This window comes from Bacteroidota bacterium (assembly GCA_016183775.1).
In the GTDB taxonomy this organism is placed as follows: Bacteria; Bacteroidota; Bacteroidia; order JABDFU01; family JABDFU01; genus JABDFU01.
This window is the reverse complement of record JACPDY010000075.1, coordinates 25,569-43,237: the sequence shown is the minus strand read 5'-3', so window position 1 is coordinate 43,237 and position 17,669 is coordinate 25,569. Positions and strand designations below refer to the sequence as shown.

The following is a 17,669-nucleotide window of genomic DNA, read 5'->3' as shown; positions in this document are numbered from 1 at the left end:
ACCCTACTAATCCTCTCTGAAAAAACTTAGCACGGCAAGATCTACAAGGTGTACTTTGGTATAATAAAAACTAATGATCTCTTTATAAGAAATTCCATATTGAGCCATGCGCATAGCGCCTTCCTGGCACAAACCTACACCATGTCCATACCCGCGTCCGCTGAATAATACGGTGTCATTTTGAAGAGCCAGTGAAAAATAGGTTGATTTAAACTGTTGATCAGTACGAATATTCTTTAACGGAATATTCAGGTCTTTACTGACAAAATAAACTTCTCTCCCATTTGTTTGCTGCACAGAAAGAGCTCTACCACAACTCAAAGAATCACCGACCGGATATCTGAACTTTGAAGAGAGGTAATTCAACCATTCAGACTTGGTTATTCTTTTTTGCCAGCGGGCGTTCGGCATCCGCAAACAAAAGGTGTCATTAACAGACCGTAAATAAGAGGCCGATAACAACCATATGTCTTCCGAGTTAACTGTTTGTCCGCCACAGTTCGAATGAAAAGTAGCCGATATTAAATTCAGATTATCATCAACAATAACAAGCCCTCTGGTTTCATTTACAGCAGTTAAAACCGTTGGGTTGTCCGTTTTCCCTTTATAGGCCTGGCAATGTACCTGGTCACATAAATTAAAGCTATCCAATTCGTGTTTTCTTAAACCATTAAGCGCGTATGTTCTGCAAAGTATTGCCTGCAGCTTATAATATTCCGGGGAGCTGCGCGAACCGGCCTCCGACTCCACGACTCCGGCAATATAATCTTCCACATCCACACTATTAATGAGTTTCAATCCTGTACTAGCGACAGTTACTTCCAGGTCGTCATCATACGTCTTTACCTTAGCTTCCGGTTTAACTGATTTCAGTTTAAAACTCCCATCCTTCACCAAAGCTTTGAAAACTATTTTTTTGCATTTGCCGATACCTCTCTCGAATGTTTTTACCTCTATAGAATCACCATCAAGCATAAGCTGGTATACATCCGCTGTATTTCCGGGGTTAAATAAAACGGTGTCGAGCCAGATCCGGTAATCTCCTGCAAGAGGCGTGAAAATAACTGTTGCAGAAGGTGAATTAGCAGTAAGTCCGATTTTAAATTTCTGTGCGCTGACTGAATAGCTGAAAAGCAGGGCCTGTGTTAATATACAGATAAGATATTTCGGTATACTGTATCTCATGGATTCAATGATCGGAGAATGCTTTCAGCCGCTTTTTTTGACCCGCCGGCACCACCCAGTTTTTGTTTTAGTTCGCTATAATCCGCAATCAGTTGGCTTCTTGACGTACCATTCAAGATCCGGCTTAACTCTATCTGTATATTATTTGTTGTCAACTCTTCCTGTATAAGCTCCTTAACTACGGGTTTGTCCATAATTAAATTTACAAGGGAAATATATTTTACCTTGACCAATTGTTTTGCTATCCCGAATGACAGTTTACCTCCTTTATAACAAACCACTTCGGGCACACCAAACAAAGCTGTTTCAAGCGTGGCCGTACCCGAGGTTACCAATGCCGCATGTGATTGGCGAAGCAAATCATAAGTCCGGTTATAGACAATTTTTACATCTTCATCAGTCAGTATTTTTCTATAAAATTCCGGTGCCTGGGAAGGGGCTCCCGCGACAACGAACTGGTAATTCTTAAAATTTTCCTTTACGCTCAACATTAAAGGAAGCATTTGTGATATCTCCTGTTTTCGGCTTCCCGGCAATAAAGCGATTATCGGTTTTTGTGATTCAACAACAGGCATGTTATCTTGTGAAGCCGTGATCGCATCAAGCAAAGGATGTCCGACAAATTCAACATCAAAATCAAAACGTTTGTAGAATTCCTTTTCAAAAGGAAGGATAACAAGCATTTTATCAACTATACGCTTTATTTTGTATACACGGGATTGTTTCCAGGCCCATATCTGCGGGGAGATATAGTACACCACTTTTATTCCTTTCTTTTTAGCGAACTCCGCTATCCGAAGGTTAAAGCCCGGATAATCCACTAAGATCAATACATCCGGCTTATGCTGTAGTACATCCTTTTTACACAACTCAATATTTTTCAGAATTGTACGAAGATTCAAAACAACTTCGGCAAATCCCATAAAAGCCAGCTCACGGTAATGTTTTACCAATACCGCTCCTTGCTCCTCCATCAGGTCGCCTCCCCAGCAACGGAATGTCGCCCTTTTATCCAGCTCCTTTAATTCCTTCATCAGGTTTGATGAATGAAGGTCGCCTGAAGCTTCTCCAGCGATGATGTAATAGTTCATAGAAAATATTTAAGATACATCACAAGTCCACCATACATAAAGGTAGATAACAACACCCCGCGTGCCGAAAGATATTTTTCACTCCAGATAAAAATAAAAAACACAAGTAAATTAGACACCACACATAAGCTCAATAGTTTTGATTCGATATGAGCGGCAAAAAGATGATCAATAAATTTATCTACGGAAATATGACTGAAATTATAATAGTAATAGCCGATCATTGTCAGCATAGGTGCGATCAGTCCAAGTATCGTGCCTAACCACATGTTATCGAAATCAAAGCCCTTCTTTTCACTCTGCAGGCCCTGCGACGGCATTACTTCTTTATTTCTAAATTCCATTGATTCAATATTGTTATGGATCTGTGAGCTGTCATATCGAATTGCACTGGAACAACAGAAACAAACCCATTGTCAAGGGCATAAGCATCTGTTTCAGTGTTCCCCTTTTCAAAATTCTGAAAACTTCCGGTCAGCCAATAATAGCTGTTTCCGCTCGGGTCTTTACGCTCATCGAGTTCCTCTATCCAATTAGCCTTTGCCTGCCTGCAAACCCTGATCCCTTTTAACTCATCAATGTGTAATGGAGGAATATTAACATTCAGACAAGTACCTTCAGGTAAACCATTCTTCATTACATTCTGCGCAATACCCCTCACAACTATTTTTGCCGCTGAAAAATTAGCGTCAATTGAATGATCACATAAAGAGAAACCAATTGAAGGTATATTTTCAATAGCACCTTCTACCGCCGCCGACATAGTACCGGAATAGATCACACTAATGGAACTATTTGACCCGTGATTTATACCTGACACACATAAGTCCGGTTTGCGATGCAATATTTTGTTAACGGCAATTTTTACGCAATCAACAGGGGTGCCAGAGCAACTGTATTCATGTAAAACGCCATAAATGTCCGATTTATTGATTCGCAATGTTGAGTTTATGGTAATGGCATGCCCCATTCCCGATTGAGCCTTGTCTGGCGCAACGATTGCCACATCGCCAAGCTCTTTCATCACTTCCACCAAAGCACGAACCCCGGGTGCCATTATCCCGTCATCATTCGTTACTAATATTAAAGGCCTTTTCTCCATTTTCATTTTCGTATACGCTTCTTTTACAATATCAACAAATCTACTCAAAATAAAAAAGCGCCTTGCTTATATGCAAGACGCTTTTTGATAACAAACTTATCAACGATCAGGCAATTTTGATCTCCTTAGCAGCTTTAACACTTGCTTCAGCTTTTTTTGCAAGAGTCAATTTCAATATTCCATTCTCATACTTCCCATTAATGTTTTCTTCATCAACATTCTCGGGTAACGTAAATGAACGCTTGAATGAGCTATAGCTGAATTCTTTCCTTGTATAGTTGCTGTTCTCATTCTTGCTTTCCGTTTTGGACTCACCTGATACAGTAAGCACGCTGTCTTCAACCTTTAGCTTAAAATCCTCCTTACTGAAGCCAGGAGCAGATAAGTCTATAGTAAAGTCATTGGCGTTTTCCGCAATATTTACCGCGGGAACATAAGCCGCCGAATCATTTTTGATGAAGTCATTAAAAAATTCATCGAATACTCCGGGAAAGGTTTGGAATAACTTATTCCTGTTTCCGCTTCTGTTTGGTTTGTTAATTGTTAAAAGTGTCATTTTATGGTCCTCCCGTAATTTTTAATTGGTTTATATTATTTTATAAAGAAACTTTCAAATTGTATACCAAATGAAATTTATTTCTTAGCGTATAAATTATACTGCCATTGTGACTTTCAACAACAACTACAATCTGACAGCATTACATCTTTAACAAATTTTAACCATCAATTTGGCATTGTTCATCGTTATATTTACATCATATGTAAAGGGTATGAAATTTGAATAGTATATTTACATAACTAAAAATTTATAACTATGATGTTTGGAAATTTTGATCCAGTATTACTTTTAATAGTCTTCGGATTTATGGGTATTGGATGGTTAGTAAGTAACCGTTTGAAAAGTGTATTTAGAGAATATTCGCAGATACCTTTGTTTAATCGCATGAGCGGCAAACAAGTGGCCGAAAAAATGTTGCATGATAGTGGAATTTTTGATGTGAAGGTGATTTCAGTAGAAGGTCAGTTAACCGATCATTACAATCCCGCTGATAAAACAGTGAATCTCAGCCGTGATGTATATGACGGACAAAGTATTTCTGCAGCGGCTATCGCGGCGCATGAATGTGGTCATGCTATACAACATGCGACAGCGTATACATGGCTTAACTTACGTTCTAAATTAGTTCCTGTTGTTAATATCACTTCGGGCCTAATGCAATTTGTTTATATCGCGATGGCTTTTCTTGCTTTTGGAGCGCAGATGTATACGCAAGCATTGCTTGTTATTATTATTTTGCAAGCGATTATCACGTTGTTCCCATTAGTAACATTGCCCGTTGAAATAGATGCCAGCAGACGCGCTTTGGTATGGCTCAACTCGGCTAATATTACGCCCGGCGAAGATCACGACAAAGCGGTTACAGCACTGAAATGGGCCGCGATGACCTACTTTGTTGCCGCATTGGCTTCAATAACAACTTTAGTATATTATATTCTTCGCTATACAAGCAGAAGAGATTAGAAGAAGTTGAATGAAACAATTCCAGATACCGGAGTTTTACAGAAGTCCGATCATATCGAAGATAAAGAATGTAAGGCGCATAACCGACCCGCGTAAAAAGGATTTCACTCCTACTCTATTGGATTTCGGCCCTGTACGTTTTTTAATTGCCCGGCATTTTGGCTTTTGCTATGGTGTTGAGAATGCCATTGAAATATCTTTTAAGGCTGTAGAGGAAAATCCCGGAAAGCGAATTTTTCTTTTAAGTCAGATGATACATAATCCGGAAGTTAATAAAGATCTTACTGATCGGGGCGTTCGTTTTATTATGGATATTTCTGGAAAACAACTTATTGGCTGGAGCGAGGTTAATTCAAATGATATTGTTATTATTCCGGCTTTTGGAACTACTTTACAAATACAGGAAAAAATTAAAGCGATTGGTATAGAAGTTCATAAATACGATACCACCTGCCCCTTTGTTGAAAAGGTATGGAACAGGGCTGAAAAGCTTGGAGAAGGTAATTATTCCATAGTTATTCATGGCAAACATAATCATGAGGAAACCAGGGCCACTTTTTCGAGAAGTGAGATCAATGCCCCTGCCATTGTAGTGAAAGATATTCATGAAGCGAAAAAATTAGGCGCATTTATATTGGGTGAAATCGGACCCGAAGAATTTCAATTATTATTTAAAGATCGCTGTTCACAGGGCTTTGACCCGGCAAAATACCTGCAGCGCGTTGGCGTAATCAATCAAACTACCATGCTTGCCAGTGAAACACAAGAAATTGCCGAATATATAAAGCAGGTGATGGTAAAAAAATATGGTGAACCCAATATTAAAGACCATTTTGCCGATACCCGCGACACATTGTGTTACGCTACAAATGAAAACCAGGATTCCACTTATGGTTTATTGCGTGAAAAAGCAGACCTGGCAATTGTTGTGGGAGGATACAATAGTTCCAACACATCACACCTGGTTGAATTATGTGAAGCAAAATTACCCACTTATTTTATTTCATCGGCAAGTGAAATTGAATCAAAAAATACGATACGACATTTTAACTACCATAAACAAGAACACTTGTCGACTGAAAAATTTTTGCCGGCAAAAGAACCCATCGAGATTATTTTAACCAGCGGCGCATCCTGTCCCGATGCAATTGTTGATGGTGTGTTACAGAAAATATTATCGTATTTCCCGACTGCGAAAAGTGTTAATGAGGTGTTAAATAGTGTTGTAAATGGTAATTAACCATTATTTGGTATGTTTTTTGATAACTTTTAAATGATCTTATTATTACTTATCTTTGACTGAATGAAACGCTCAATAACTATATGTTTAATGTTTCTATACCTGATGTTATCAACGGGTATTGCATTAAATATCCATTACTGCGCGGGAAAAATATCTTCAATAACCATTAATTACAAAAGCGACCCGAATTGTGGCTGTGGTGGCGAAAACAAAAGCGGTTGCTGCAAGGATAAGCAAGCTTATGTTAAGGTAAAAGATTCTCATCAATATTCGGCTGACGTAAAAGTTAAACCCATCGTTTCTGCAAACTTTCTGCTAAGCAATGTTTTGGACAATTCAGAACATGCTGACGTTGCTGAAGTTATTACTCAAGCCACGCATTCACCTCCAAAATATCTCAAAAAAGAACTTCACTTATTCATTCGTGTTCTACTGGTTTGATGTACCACTTGTTTTTCCATCATCCTTCAAATTAATTTTAACCTGTAAATTCAAAGAAATGAAAAATTTAAAAGTTGCTATATATATAGCATTGAGTCTATCGCTTGCTTATCTTTCATCCTGCGCGCCGTCGAGTGCCAAAACCACTGAATTTAAGGTTTGGGGAAACTGCGGCATGTGCAAGGAGACCATAGAAGGTTCGTTAAAAACGGATGGTGTAATTGAAGCCAATTGGAACAAAGACACCAAAATGATCCGGGTGAAATACGATACACTTGCGGTAACCCTTGCTGATATCCATAAGCAGATAGCCAATGCAGGTTATGATACAGAGAAAATGAAGGGTGATGATAGCGCTTATGCTAACCTGCATGAGTGTTGCCAGTATAAAAGAAAAGAATAATTAACCTTACCTGCTCCACCAAAACAAATATAAAGGCAGGTTTTAAAACTAAAAAAAATGAAAAAGAAAATGATAATATTCGGTACTGCTGTCTTAATGATGGCTACCGCCACTATTTACGCATTGAATGCAAGATCAACTGACAGCTGCTGCTGCAGTACATGTGATTGCCAAACCTGTGAATGTTCCGACTGCAATGATTGCAGCAATTGCGGATCTGCAGGTTGCGGAGAATGCAGTAAATAAATTAAACTGTTAATTTAAATCAAGGGAGGCTCTGAATATTCGGGGCCTCCCTTTTTATTGCTATATGCATATGGTTTTTGACTATTTTTACTCAATAATAAAAATCATACTTTAATGAAGCGCCTTTCCATTACAGCTTGTATCCTGCTTGGTTATATGTTTATCAATAGCTGCAAACAGCAGAAATACGAGATGAACAATATGATGCCTATGCCGGTGGATGTCAGCGAATTCATTAATAGTGGCGACTATGAACCGGATAGCTGTAAACGCAGACTCAACCACCTGAAACGGACTTCACCCCTGGTATTGGATGAATCGTATGAAACGATGCTTAAGATAAAATTGAAAAAATGGAAGGATAATTATAATGTTTGGCTGAAGAAAAATGGGTATGATACACTTTATTTTAACATTGAATCGCTACTGTTATATAAATTGACCAGGTACCAATACAGCTATATTATTACAGACCGCCCTGTTGATGTTTATCGTACCGACACTCCGCTGAGCATTAATGGAATTGAGAATATTCGTTTTTATTTTCAGCTTGATGAAAAGGGCGAATTTGTATCGGACTTCAATGAGAATAATTTCCTGGATACCCCCTGTGATACTGACAATAGTGAATACCAGGATGTCTATTCAATAAGTTCAGAAGATCATAATTCCAAACGCAAACCATCGTAGGCGAGAAAAATACCCGGAGGTAATTCTTTTTCAACTTCCGAATGGAGACCCAATTGATGGCTGATGTGTGTAAAGTAAGCCTTTTCCGGTTTTAGCTCCTTTGCCAATTCAATGGCTTGTTCCAATGTATAGTGAGAAACATGATGTTCCCGGCGGAGTGCATTCAGCACCAGTACTTTCGAACCTTTTATCTTTTCTTTCACTTCCTCTGAAATAAAATTCGCGTCGGTTATATATGTAAAATCACCGATCCGGAATCCGAGCACGGGCAACTTAAAATGTTTAACCTCGATCGGAATAAAACGTGTAATGTTAATTACAAATGGTTTATTATCGATTGTGAATAAATTGATCTGGGGAATACCGGGATAATCTGTTCCGTCAAAAATATAGGCAAATTCACGCTTCATAGCCTGCTGCACCCTCTCTGTAGCGTATACATCGATCTTCTTTTTCAGCACATAATTAAACGCGCGAATATCATCGAAGCCTGCTATGTGATCCTTATGCTCATGAGTAAAAATTACCGCATCCAATGATTTTACACCTGCTCTTAACATCTGGTAACGAAAATCAGGGCCGGTATCAATAACGTACACCTTACCGCCATCTTCGACCAGGATAGAACTGCGTAAACGATTATCCTTAGGATCTTTTGACCGGCAAACAATACAAGGACAAGCGACGACCGGCACGCCTTGTGAAGTACCTGTACCTAAAAAAGTAACTTGCATAGAGTATAAAAATACTCTTCAAATTTCTTTTAAACAATGATTTATCTGTATATAATTTTACAAGTTGCTGTTTGTCAGATGGCTTTCACACCTACCGGCTCAAACTGCCACTGGCAGTTTGCCCTGCCATATTCATTTTCGGTTGGTATGTCGAAGGTATATGGCTATTTCATAGGATATTATTCCCAACAGCCCCATCATTATGGAATGTATTGCTATGACTTCTCCTTTTCGGGATCGGAAATAGTAAGAATAAAAAAGAGCAGCATTCCTGCTACAACCATTAAAAAATTAAATATCCAGATCATATCTGTTTTGTGAGCCTCCAAAAATGCATAACGGAAAGGGAACAGGAAAACAGCAGCCAGGATCGCGTAAGCAATGATCTTATTTTTCATGGGAGTTAGTTTTGGTTTCTGTTTCAAAACTAATTCAGGTGCAATAAAACAAAAATGACTTAGGTCATTCTGAACATATTATCAAATATGATTTTGGTCAGGAATACAATCAGCCGGCCACTTTAAGGGCGTACATTTCCTTCAGTTTACTTACACAGTAGTCAATTTCTTCTTTTGTGTTCAATTTGCTGAATGAAAAACGCACAGAAGGACGGGTTTGATCGCTTCCAATGTTGCGTAATACATGGGACCCCTGGTTGCTGCCCGAAGTGCAGGCGCTACCACCTGATGCCGCGATACCTTGTATGTCAAGATTAAAAAGCATCATTTCGGCATTTTTATTTGAAGGAAGTAATACATTCAGAACCGTATACAAGCTGCTGCCTTTTGCATCACCGTTAAATTCAATAGCCGGAATATTCTTTTCAAGCTGTTCGATCATATAGGTTTTTAACCCTTGTATATACTGCTGGTGCTCTTTCAGGTCGCGGTAAGCGATCTCCATTGCCTTTACCATCCCTACAATACCATACACATTCTCTGTTCCGCCGCGCATGTTGCGTTCCTGTGAGCCGCCATGTATAAATGGACTGATCTTTACCTTATTGCTGATGTATAAAAAACCAACCCCTTTGGGACCATGAAACTTATGCGCCGCACCGGTTACAAAATGTACATTAACCGCCTGCATATCCATCGCGTAATGGCCCATTGTCTGAACGGTGTCCGAATGAAAAACAGCGTTATATTTTTCGCATAATTCGCCGACATCTTTCATTGGCAATAAATTACCGATCTCGTTATTGGCATGCATCAACGAAACAAAACTACGTTCGTTTCCTTTTAATAATTCTTCCAGATGCTTCAGATCAATATGACCTTTATCAGAAAGATCCACATAGCTTAACTTAATTTTGCCTTGTTTTTCCAATGCTTCCAGCGTGTGTAATACGGCGTGATGCTCAATTCTGGAAGTGATGGCATGTTTTATTTCCAGATCGATGATAGTACAGGAGATAGCCTGATTATCGGCTTCAGTACCGCCTGATGTGAAAAATATTTCAGCAGGAGAAACATTTAAAAATTTTGAAACTGATTTACGCGCGTTCTCAATAAGTGCCCGTGTTTGTCGCCCAAAATTATGAATGGACGAGGGATTACCAAACTGATCCTTCATTACCGGTATCATGGCATCAAGCACTTCCTTGTCAAGCGGGGTTGTTGCGGCGTTATCTAAATAAACCTTCATTTCAAATTAATTTCTGATCTGTTGGGCCTTAATGATCTCCCGTATATCCAGCATTATCTTCTTTGCAAGGTTATCTGCGGTAGTTTCCGATTCACTTTCAGAGTATATACGTATAATAGGTTCCGTGTTTGACCTGCGCAGGTGCACCCATTCTTTGCTGTTGAATTCGATCTTCACGCCATCAACCGTATTGATCGGATGTTTTTTATACTTTTCCTGTATACCCTGTAATATATTATCTACGTTCAACTCCGGCAATAACTCAATTTTATTTTTTGAGATATGATAATCGGGATAGGTTGAGCGAAGCATTGAGCAACTCTTTCCATATTTTGCCAGGTGGCTCAGGAATAAAGCGATCCCAACTAAAGCATCGCGGCCATAATGTAATTCAGGGTAAATGACACCGCCATTGCCTTCTCCGCCAATAATTGCTTTGGTTTCTTTCATTAATTTAACCACATTCACCTCTCCTACCGCAGATGCGGTATAGGTTGCACCTGCTTTTTCAGTTACATCACGTAAGGCACGCGTGGATGACATATTGGAAACGGTGTTCCCGGCTTTTTTACTGTTCTTTAATACATAATCGGATACTGCTACAAGTGTGTATTCTTCTCCGAACATTTCTCCATCCTCACAAACAATTGCCAACCTGTCAACATCCGGATCAACCACAATGCCAAGATGGGCCTTGCTCTTAATAACAGTTTTTGAAAGTTCACGTAAATTCTCAGGAAGCGGCTCGGGATTGTGTTGAAAATCTCCGTTTGGCTCGCAGTACAATTTCACAATATCCTCTACACCCAACGCATTCAATAACAATGGAAGCACAATGCCGCCTGATGAATTGACACAATCAATTGCAATTTTAAATTTACGTGCTTTTATAGCTTCAACATCTATCAATGGTAAAGCCAGAATTTTCGAAATGTGTTTCTGAAAATAGGTATCGTTCTTTTTAATCTGTCCCAATACATTTACCTCAACGAACGAGAAGGCTTCTTCTTCAGCAGTTTTAAGTACTTCAGCTCCGTCTTTTTCGGAAATAAACTCCCCCTTTTCATTCAACAATTTAAGCGCGTTCCATTGCTTAGGATTATGACTGGCAGTAATTATAATACCTCCATCGGCATTCTCTTCAGGAACAGCTATCTCAACAGTTGGAGTCGTTGAAACACCAATATCAATAGCGTCAATGCCCAAGCCCTGCAAGGTACCTAACACAAGATTATTCACCATATCGCCTGAAATACGGGCATCGCGCCCAACGACAATATGTACACGCTGGTTTTTCGAATGTTTTTTAACCCAGGTTCCAAAAGCAGCGGCATATTTTACAACATCAACAGGGGTTAACCCTTGTCCTACTGCCCCGCCAATTGTTCCGCGGATTCCTGAAATTGATCTGATGAGTGCCAAATGAGTTTGTATTTGAAGTGAACAAAGATAATTTTTTTATGAAGAAGGGACAAGGGAAAGTGAAAGAGACGAGGGAAATAGTAAATTGTTAAGCTTTTTTTGTGAATAATTTTAGAACATTAAATAGATGTAATTTCGCTACATTTGCGGTAAAAGCAGAATTCTATAAATGGCCGATTCTAAAGACGATTTTGAAGAAAATGACGACCAGGAAATAAAAGCCCTGGTTACCCGTTTTGAGAATATGCTCAAAAATGATGAGCGTCTTTTTTTCGATGCACATGAATTGGAGGAGGTCGTTGAATATTATATTGACATAAACAGTCCTAAACAAGCTTTTGAGGCCATTGACTTTGCATTGAGCCAATATCCATTCGCCACTTTTTTTATGCTGCGCCAGGCCCAGCTTTTATCGGCTACCAATCAAACACATAAAGCGCTTGAAGTATTGAGTAAAGCCGAACGCCTTGAGCCATCGAGCGATGAACTGTTTATGACCAAAGGGGGCGTTTACAGCCAGATGGGGCTGACGGACCAGGCCATCGAGAATTATAAAAAAGCACTTGAGTTTACCGAAGTACCTGACGAGGTTTACCTGAATATCGCATTTGAATTTGAGAATACCGGGAAAACCGACGATGCTATTTATTACCTGAAGAAGGCTGTCCAAGCCAATCCTGATAATGAGGCGGCCTTATATGAACTGGCCTTTTGTTATGAGATCACCGGGAAACTGGACGACGCTGTAACTTATTACACCGACTTTCTTGATAAACATCCGTATTCAAAAACCGGTTGGTTTAACCTAGGTGTGGCTTATAACCGGCTTAAACTATTTGAGAAAGCTATACTGGCTTATGATTACGCGATTGCAATCGATGATAAATTCGCATCAGCCTACTTTAATAAAGCGAATGCATTAGCTAACCTTGAACGTTACGATGAAGCTATTGAAACGTATAAGGAAACATTTAACTACGAGCACCACGACGCGCTGGCCTATTATTATATCGCGGAGTGTTACGAAAAGAAAGAAAATTACGATCAGGCACTTGTATTTTATAATAAAGCCGTTAAGATAGATACTCAACTCGCCGATGCGTGGCTGGGTATTGGTATTGTACTTGATTACCAGAGCCGCACTTCGGAAGGAATTCATTACATTAAAAAGGCTCTCGACCTTCAGCCGGAAAATCCGGTCTTTTGGTATGTATACGGTGATGTGCAAGCCAAACTCGGTTTTATTGAAGAGGCAGAACAGGCGTATAATAAAGTAACCGAACTTGAACCCGAGAATAAAGAGATATGGCTGGATTATGCTAACCTGCTGGATGCTGAGCAAAATAAAACCGGGGCACTCGAAATACTTGCTGAAGGAGTTAAACATCATCCCGATAACGCTGATCTGCTTTACCGTATTTCAGCATGCCTTTTCAGTGTCGGACAAAAACAGGAAGCACTCACATTCCTCCATAAAGCGCTGGAATTGGATTACGATAAACACAGCGAACTTTTCGAATACCTGCCACAACTAAAAGAGAACAGTACAGTTATTGACCTAATCGAATCCTTTAAAAAATGAATTTTGTACTAACCCACATACCCGAACGTACCAACAAGCCGCGGAAAACCGGACTTAACATGATGATGGATAAAGGTCTTAGCCTGCGACAGGTGGAAGACTTTATTGATGTGAACGGCAACTTTACAGATTTTGTAAAGTTGGGTTTCGGAACATCCTTTATCACAAAGCAACTTGAACAAAAGATAAAGCTTTATAAAGAAGCTAATATTAAAGTTTACCTGGGCGGAACATTATTTGAGGCCTTTATCATTCGTGATATGTTCAATAATTACATTAAGCTGCTGGATAAATTTAAATTGGACACCGTTGAAGTATCAGATGGGTCGATCACGATGCCACACGATCAAAAATGTGAATACATTAACAAACTATCGAAAAATTTTACTGTTCTTTCGGAGGTTGGTTCCAAGGAAGAAGGATTTGTTATCCGCCCGGCCAAATGGGCATCCATGATGAATGCCGAATTAAAAGCTGGCTCATTTAAAGTAATTGCCGAAGCCCGTGAAAGCGGAACTGTAGGTATTTACCGGCCTACAGGTCATGCACACACATTGCTCATTAATAATATTTTAAATAATGTAAATAAAGACGATATCCTGTGGGAAGCTCCGCAAAAATCTCAACAGGTATGGTTCATAAAGTTGCTTGGCCCGAATGTTAACCTGGGTAATATTGGTTACGAGGATATAATTCCCCTGGAAACCTTGCGTTTAGGACTTCGAGGCGATACCTTCTTTACTTTTTTACCAAAAAATTTACAAAAAGCATAAGTATGCAGGAGATCACACCACTCGAACTGAAAGAACTCATTGACAGAAAGACCGATTTTCAATTGATCGATGTAAGGGAACCTCATGAAGTTGAGATCGCGACTATTGGCGGAGAAAACATCCCTATGGGAGATGTGATGGACAGTCTTGATAAAATAGATAAAAACAAAAAAGTGGTTATCTATTGCCGCAGCGGTAACCGTTCGGGAGCGATCATTAATGCCCTCATAAATGAAGGGTTTACCAACCTGTATAATCTTACAGGCGGAATACTGGCCTATTCCGACGATGTGGATGATTCATTGATGAAATATTAGAATCGAAATACTTAAGACATTATAACCAAACTTAAACAGAAAGATCGTAAAAAACATCCGACTCACTTCCAATGATGAAGAAATTGAAGGCCGCGTTGACAGATCGGAGATCGTGCTTAAAACATGTTTTTTGAAAAAAGCCTGATTGTGATAAATTATGATTGAATTATTCAAACACATACTGCACCTTGATTTTGAATGGTTGTTCCAGAATTATGGAACGATGGTTTATTTTATATTGTTTCTCGTAATTTTTACCGAAACAGGTTTAGTGATCATGCCATTTTTGCCCGGTGATTCATTATTGTTTACTGCGGGCCTGTTTGCCCGCATGGGTTATATGAATATCGCGTTTTTAGTGCTGTTGCTTTTTATTGCCGCTGTTGTTGGTGATAATACCAATTATTTTATTGGAAGAAACATAGGACTTAATGTGCTGAAACTAAAACTCCGGGGAAAAATTTTAGTAAAACAGGAATACCTGGATAAGACACACTCTTTTTACGAAAAGTATGGGATAAAAACAATCATCATGGCGCGCTTTGTCCCCATTGTACGCACGTTTGCCCCTTTTGTAGCGGGTATAGCTGAAATGAAATACCGCACTTTTTTATTGTTCGATCTGCTTGGCGGGGCGTTATGGATAGGCAGCCTGACCTTTGCCGGTTATTTCCTGGGGCATTTTGAAATTATAAGGAACAATATTGAAAAGGTGGCCATTGCCATTATTTTAATTTCAGTTTTGCCCATCGTATTTGAGGTGATAAAAGCCCGTTCAACAAAAAAATAAATGCGAACCTTCGGCCTAATAGGTTACCCTCTCTCCCACTCTTTTTCACAAAAATATTTTACTGAAAAATTCGCGCGCGAAAAAATAACAGACGCTGTTTACAAACTATTTCCACTGAAAAGCATCAATGAATTTGAATCCCTGATCAACAGCAACCCCGATCTGCTTGGTTTAAATGTTACTATTCCGTACAAAGAACAGATTATTCCTTTTTTAACTGAATTGGATGAAACAGCTAAAGCTGTCGGTGCAGTTAACTGTGTTAAAGTGACGAGAGACGAGAGACGAGGAACGAGGGAAATTTTTCTTAAAGGATTTAACACTGACGCTTATGGCTTCTCACAAAGTATAAAACCTTTTTTAGAAAGTCACCACGAACGTGCGCTTATACTTGGAACTGGCGGTGCATCAAAAGCGGTTGAGTATTGCTTAAGGCATATCGGACTTGATACGTATAAAGTAAGCCGCATCAAAAAGGTTTCTGATGCAAAACAATTCACTTACGCTGAACTGAATAAAAACAGTATAGGATCATTTACACTTATTGTAAATACAACACCTCTTGGTATGTACCCGAATGTGAATGATCTGCCGCCTATACCTTATGAATATCTTAGCTCAAGGCACTTCCTGTACGATCTTGTTTATAATCCCGAAGAAACCGCTTTTATAAAAAAGGGTAAACAGGCGGGATGTGTTACTATGAATGGATTAAACATGTTGCACCTGCAGGCCGATAAGGCATGGGATATCTTCTGTTCGTAGTTCCGAATTCTGGGTCCTGTACTATCGGATAGCGGCGGAATATGGATCGACCGATAACTCAATTCGTTTGTCACTTCCGTCATTATTTTTTACGAGCTGCATGGTGACCATATCAATTACGGTTAAATAACCATTACGTCCGCCGCAAATGCCTGAATGATGGGGTGCAGGTCCACTGTTGGTAACATTCCGGTTGGCTACATACATGAGATGTTTAACATCGTCCACAACCAAACCATGAGGCTGGAAACCTGTAAATATTTTTTTAACCAATGTATTAGTTGTATAGTCGATAACAGCGACGGAACCTCTTGAACCTGGAAAAGATACAGTATCCTCGGGGCAGCTAACAAATAAGTATTTTGTATTTTTTGAAATGCTTAACTCCTGCGGATATAAACCCACAGAAATTACACTTAACAGGCTGTCGTTGGAGGTTTTTACCACACGAACCTCATTTGTCTTCTGACAAGTCACAAAGTATTTTGAATAATCCGGAGAAAAAATGATCTCATGTATATCCAATAAGGAGGTCGTAACGGGTGGTACATATGTTTCAAAAGGAGACTGCTGAAGACTTATCTGAATAGGTGATGCAGGATCGCTGACAGGAACTTTGTAAATATAGTTTCCGGTTTGGCCTGTTAAATATAATGTGTCGTTGGTTTTATTTATGGCCCCGCCGTGAGGATATTCGTATAACATTGCTCCTGCCCATGTTTGTATCAAACTCATCGCGTCTAAGTCCAAATAAGCGACCTTTCCGTTTGAGCTCCAGTCGACTATAAATGCTTTCTTAGAATCGGATGAAATGGTTATAGTGTTCCAGTTTCCGGAACCTATACTTACTTCGCCGGCAAAACTTTCATTACTGGTGAGGTAACGCTGAATATAACCGCCACCTGTAAAGACCACATACCAGTACTTTCCATCCGGCGACACCCGGATCATGTGAGGGGATTCAATTCCCGGGCTTTTCCCGACATCAACATAGCGCATAGGCAAACACGTTTCCTGATCAAAAACAGTAACAACATCACAGCCCTGATTAGTTACGAAAATTTTTTTCCTTAATGAGTTATCAGAAAATTTAACAAAACCATTTTTGTCGGGAGCACCAAGTTTGACCCAATTTTGTAACATAATCACTTCTTCACGGCTTAACGGAGCTTTATTATAAGGCATGGTTGGCTTCAACGCTATTCCGAGGTCAGGGAAAGTATTCACAAAAAAACAAAGTGGGCTAAAATCAGGCCTGTAGGGAATTACAGGGGACCCGGTTTTGTCGCCCAAAAATAAAATATTCCATGTTTCAAGCGAAAGTCCTGCGGCCCCGTCTTTGCTTATATTAGTATGGCAACCCGGTATGGCACATTTAGTGATCAATAGTTTCCCAACGGCTGTGGGATAATTTCCAAAATCGGGTGTTCCCCTATCTGTTTTGCAGGTTATAAAAAAAAGACTAAAACCAATAACAGTTAAACTATAAAGAACCAACGAGCCAACTATTCTATACGCCTTCATCTTTCCTGTTTTGAATATAACCACTAATGCCGATACTCGATATATTTTAGTCTGAATTTGAACATTTTTCCCTCTCGATCGGCATTATACCACAGACTATTTATTTATAATAGCGGACGGTATAACAAAACTCGTAAATCATACGATCATATCAAAACAGGTGAGGATATTGGAAGTAAAGGAGAAATATGC

Annotated in this window: 22 protein-coding genes; 12 read left to right on the top strand and 10 right to left on the bottom strand. The window is 39.4% G+C overall.

Annotation, left to right across the window (positions count from 1 at the left end; translation table 11 throughout):
* Positions 1 to 6: 6 nt before the first annotated feature.
* From HYU69_09490 to HYU69_09470, 5 genes are all read right to left on the bottom strand, one after another.
* The gene (locus tag HYU69_09490) at positions 7 to 1,185 is read right to left on the bottom strand and encodes a SpoIID/LytB domain-containing protein (GenBank protein ID MBI2270571.1); all 1,179 of its coding nucleotides are present in this window, start codon (positions 1,183 to 1,185) and stop codon (positions 7 to 9) included.
* On the bottom strand, positions 1,182 to 2,276 hold the full coding sequence (gene lpxB, locus HYU69_09485; GenBank protein MBI2270570.1) for a lipid-A-disaccharide synthase: 1,095 nt from the start codon (positions 2,274 to 2,276) through the stop codon (positions 1,182 to 1,184). The genes HYU69_09490 and lpxB overlap by 4 nt, the downstream gene beginning before the upstream one ends.
* On the bottom strand, positions 2,273 to 2,620 hold the full coding sequence (locus HYU69_09480; GenBank protein MBI2270569.1) for a hypothetical protein: 348 nt from the start codon (positions 2,618 to 2,620) through the stop codon (positions 2,273 to 2,275). Before HYU69_09480 ends, lpxB begins: the two co-directional genes overlap by 4 nt.
* Positions 2,596 to 3,378, bottom strand: a complete 783-nt coding sequence (gene surE, locus HYU69_09475; protein MBI2270568.1) for a 5'/3'-nucleotidase SurE — start codon at positions 3,376 to 3,378, stop codon at positions 2,596 to 2,598. Before surE ends, HYU69_09480 begins: the two co-directional genes overlap by 25 nt.
* A gap of 106 nt (positions 3,379 to 3,484) precedes the next feature.
* Positions 3,485 to 3,934, bottom strand: a complete 450-nt coding sequence (locus HYU69_09470) for an Hsp20/alpha crystallin family protein (protein MBI2270567.1) — start codon at positions 3,932 to 3,934, stop codon at positions 3,485 to 3,487.
* Between the two features lie 261 nt (positions 3,935 to 4,195).
* On the opposite strand from HYU69_09470, the gene HYU69_09465 reads away from it, so the two are divergent.
* The 6 genes from HYU69_09465 (at position 4,196) to HYU69_09440 (ending at position 7,923) form a co-directional block, all read left to right on the top strand.
* A complete protein-coding gene (locus HYU69_09465) occupies positions 4,196 to 4,900 on the top strand; it encodes a zinc metallopeptidase (GenBank protein MBI2270566.1) in 705 nt (234 codons plus the stop codon).
* 10 nt (positions 4,901 to 4,910) lie between these two features.
* Entirely contained in the window at positions 4,911 to 6,140 is a 1,230-nt protein-coding gene (locus tag HYU69_09460) for a 4-hydroxy-3-methylbut-2-enyl diphosphate reductase (GenBank protein MBI2270565.1), read from the top strand.
* A gap of 63 nt (positions 6,141 to 6,203) precedes the next feature.
* A complete protein-coding gene (locus tag HYU69_09455; protein MBI2270564.1) occupies positions 6,204 to 6,584 on the top strand; it encodes a hypothetical protein in 381 nt (126 codons plus the stop codon).
* Between the two features lie 58 nt (positions 6,585 to 6,642).
* Positions 6,643 to 6,987, top strand: a complete 345-nt coding sequence (locus tag HYU69_09450) for a heavy-metal-associated domain-containing protein (protein ID MBI2270563.1) — start codon at positions 6,643 to 6,645, stop codon at positions 6,985 to 6,987.
* Positions 6,988 to 7,044: 57 nt separating this feature from the next.
* On the top strand, positions 7,045 to 7,233 hold the full coding sequence (locus tag HYU69_09445; GenBank protein ID MBI2270562.1) for a hypothetical protein: 189 nt from the start codon (positions 7,045 to 7,047) through the stop codon (positions 7,231 to 7,233).
* Between the two features lie 114 nt (positions 7,234 to 7,347).
* Complete coding sequence (locus tag HYU69_09440; GenBank protein ID MBI2270561.1) at positions 7,348 to 7,923, top strand: hypothetical protein; 576 nt, start codon at positions 7,348 to 7,350, stop codon at positions 7,921 to 7,923.
* Here the strand turns inward: HYU69_09440 and HYU69_09435 are convergent.
* The 4 genes from HYU69_09435 to glmM all read right to left on the bottom strand — a co-directional run bounded on the left by HYU69_09435 (position 7,896) and on the right by glmM (position 11,726).
* A complete protein-coding gene (locus HYU69_09435; GenBank protein ID MBI2270560.1) occupies positions 7,896 to 8,657 on the bottom strand; it encodes an MBL fold metallo-hydrolase in 762 nt (253 codons plus the stop codon). The genes HYU69_09440 and HYU69_09435 overlap by 28 nt on opposite strands.
* A gap of 215 nt (positions 8,658 to 8,872) precedes the next feature.
* Positions 8,873 to 9,055 carry a hypothetical protein gene (locus tag HYU69_09430; protein ID MBI2270559.1) on the bottom strand — a complete coding sequence of 61 codons (183 nt, stop codon included), beginning with the start codon at positions 9,053 to 9,055 and terminating at the stop codon, positions 8,873 to 8,875.
* Between the two features lie 109 nt (positions 9,056 to 9,164).
* Entirely contained in the window at positions 9,165 to 10,304 is a 1,140-nt protein-coding gene (locus HYU69_09425; protein ID MBI2270558.1) for a cysteine desulfurase, read from the bottom strand.
* Positions 10,305 to 10,310: 6 nt separating this feature from the next.
* Entirely contained in the window at positions 10,311 to 11,726 is a 1,416-nt protein-coding gene (gene glmM / locus HYU69_09420; GenBank protein MBI2270557.1) for a phosphoglucosamine mutase, read from the bottom strand.
* Between the two features lie 169 nt (positions 11,727 to 11,895).
* Between glmM and HYU69_09415 the strand changes: the two genes are divergently transcribed.
* The 6 genes from HYU69_09415 to HYU69_09390 are packed head-to-tail and all read left to right on the top strand — an operon-like array spanning position 11,896 to position 15,953.
* Positions 11,896 to 13,308 (top strand): tetratricopeptide repeat protein, encoded by a 1,413-nt coding sequence (locus tag HYU69_09415; GenBank protein ID MBI2270556.1) that lies wholly within the window; start codon positions 11,896 to 11,898, stop codon positions 13,306 to 13,308.
* Entirely contained in the window at positions 13,305 to 14,081 is a 777-nt protein-coding gene (locus HYU69_09410) for a phosphosulfolactate synthase (protein MBI2270555.1), read from the top strand. Before HYU69_09415 ends, HYU69_09410 begins: the two co-directional genes overlap by 4 nt.
* A gap of 2 nt (positions 14,082 to 14,083) precedes the next feature.
* Positions 14,084 to 14,398 (top strand): rhodanese-like domain-containing protein, encoded by a 315-nt coding sequence (locus tag HYU69_09405; GenBank protein ID MBI2270554.1) that lies wholly within the window; start codon positions 14,084 to 14,086, stop codon positions 14,396 to 14,398.
* Between the two features lie 43 nt (positions 14,399 to 14,441).
* Positions 14,442 to 14,543 carry a PhnA domain-containing protein gene (locus tag HYU69_09400; protein MBI2270553.1) on the top strand — a complete coding sequence of 34 codons (102 nt, stop codon included), beginning with the start codon at positions 14,442 to 14,444 and terminating at the stop codon, positions 14,541 to 14,543.
* Positions 14,544 to 14,555: 12 nt separating this feature from the next.
* Complete coding sequence (locus HYU69_09395) at positions 14,556 to 15,188, top strand: VTT domain-containing protein (GenBank protein ID MBI2270552.1); 633 nt, start codon at positions 14,556 to 14,558, stop codon at positions 15,186 to 15,188.
* Complete coding sequence (locus HYU69_09390) at positions 15,189 to 15,953, top strand: shikimate dehydrogenase (GenBank protein ID MBI2270551.1); 765 nt, start codon at positions 15,189 to 15,191, stop codon at positions 15,951 to 15,953.
* Positions 15,954 to 15,974: 21 nt separating this feature from the next.
* Here the strand turns inward: HYU69_09390 and HYU69_09385 are convergent, their stop codons facing one another.
* Positions 15,975 to 17,477: a YncE family protein gene (locus tag HYU69_09385; protein MBI2270550.1), complete on the bottom strand. Its 1,503-nt coding sequence runs from the start codon at positions 17,475 to 17,477 to the stop codon at positions 15,975 to 15,977.
* Positions 17,478 to 17,669 lie beyond the last annotated feature (192 nt).

What these genes read in the sequence shown, in the direction of transcription:
- HYU69_09415 (MBI2270556.1), top strand. Translation starts at nt 11,896, where the DNA reads ATGGCCGATTCTAAAGACGATTTTGAAGAAAATGACGACCAGGAAATA.
- HYU69_09445 (MBI2270562.1), top strand. Translation starts at nt 7,045, where the DNA reads ATGAAAAAGAAAATGATAATATTCGGTACTGCTGTCTTAATGATGGCT.
- HYU69_09460 (MBI2270565.1), top strand. Translation starts at nt 4,911, where the DNA reads ATGAAACAATTCCAGATACCGGAGTTTTACAGAAGTCCGATCATATCG.
- HYU69_09410 (MBI2270555.1), top strand. Translation starts at nt 13,305, where the DNA reads ATGAATTTTGTACTAACCCACATACCCGAACGTACCAACAAGCCGCGG.
- HYU69_09395 (MBI2270552.1), top strand. Translation starts at nt 14,556, where the DNA reads ATGATTGAATTATTCAAACACATACTGCACCTTGATTTTGAATGGTTG.
- HYU69_09440 (MBI2270561.1), top strand. Translation starts at nt 7,348, where the DNA reads ATGAAGCGCCTTTCCATTACAGCTTGTATCCTGCTTGGTTATATGTTT.
- HYU69_09430 (MBI2270559.1), bottom strand. Translation starts at nt 9,055, where the DNA reads ATGAAAAATAAGATCATTGCTTACGCGATCCTGGCTGCTGTTTTCCTG.
- HYU69_09405 (MBI2270554.1), top strand. Translation starts at nt 14,084, where the DNA reads ATGCAGGAGATCACACCACTCGAACTGAAAGAACTCATTGACAGAAAG.
- HYU69_09390 (MBI2270551.1), top strand. Translation starts at nt 15,189, where the DNA reads ATGCGAACCTTCGGCCTAATAGGTTACCCTCTCTCCCACTCTTTTTCA.
- HYU69_09385 (MBI2270550.1), bottom strand. Translation starts at nt 17,477, where the DNA reads ATGAAGGCGTATAGAATAGTTGGCTCGTTGGTTCTTTATAGTTTAACT.
- HYU69_09425 (MBI2270558.1), bottom strand. Translation starts at nt 10,304, where the DNA reads ATGAAGGTTTATTTAGATAACGCCGCAACAACCCCGCTTGACAAGGAA.
- HYU69_09450 (MBI2270563.1), top strand. Translation starts at nt 6,643, where the DNA reads ATGAAAAATTTAAAAGTTGCTATATATATAGCATTGAGTCTATCGCTT.
- HYU69_09435 (MBI2270560.1), bottom strand. Translation starts at nt 8,657, where the DNA reads ATGCAAGTTACTTTTTTAGGTACAGGTACTTCACAAGGCGTGCCGGTC.
- HYU69_09465 (MBI2270566.1), top strand. Translation starts at nt 4,196, where the DNA reads ATGTTTGGAAATTTTGATCCAGTATTACTTTTAATAGTCTTCGGATTT.
- HYU69_09490 (MBI2270571.1), bottom strand. Translation starts at nt 1,185, where the DNA reads ATGAGATACAGTATACCGAAATATCTTATCTGTATATTAACACAGGCC.
- HYU69_09470 (MBI2270567.1), bottom strand. Translation starts at nt 3,934, where the DNA reads ATGACACTTTTAACAATTAACAAACCAAACAGAAGCGGAAACAGGAAT.
- surE (MBI2270568.1), bottom strand. Translation starts at nt 3,378, where the DNA reads ATGGAGAAAAGGCCTTTAATATTAGTAACGAATGATGACGGGATAATG.
- HYU69_09480 (MBI2270569.1), bottom strand. Translation starts at nt 2,620, where the DNA reads ATGGAATTTAGAAATAAAGAAGTAATGCCGTCGCAGGGCCTGCAGAGT.
- HYU69_09455 (MBI2270564.1), top strand. Translation starts at nt 6,204, where the DNA reads ATGAAACGCTCAATAACTATATGTTTAATGTTTCTATACCTGATGTTA.
- lpxB (MBI2270570.1), bottom strand. Translation starts at nt 2,276, where the DNA reads ATGAACTATTACATCATCGCTGGAGAAGCTTCAGGCGACCTTCATTCA.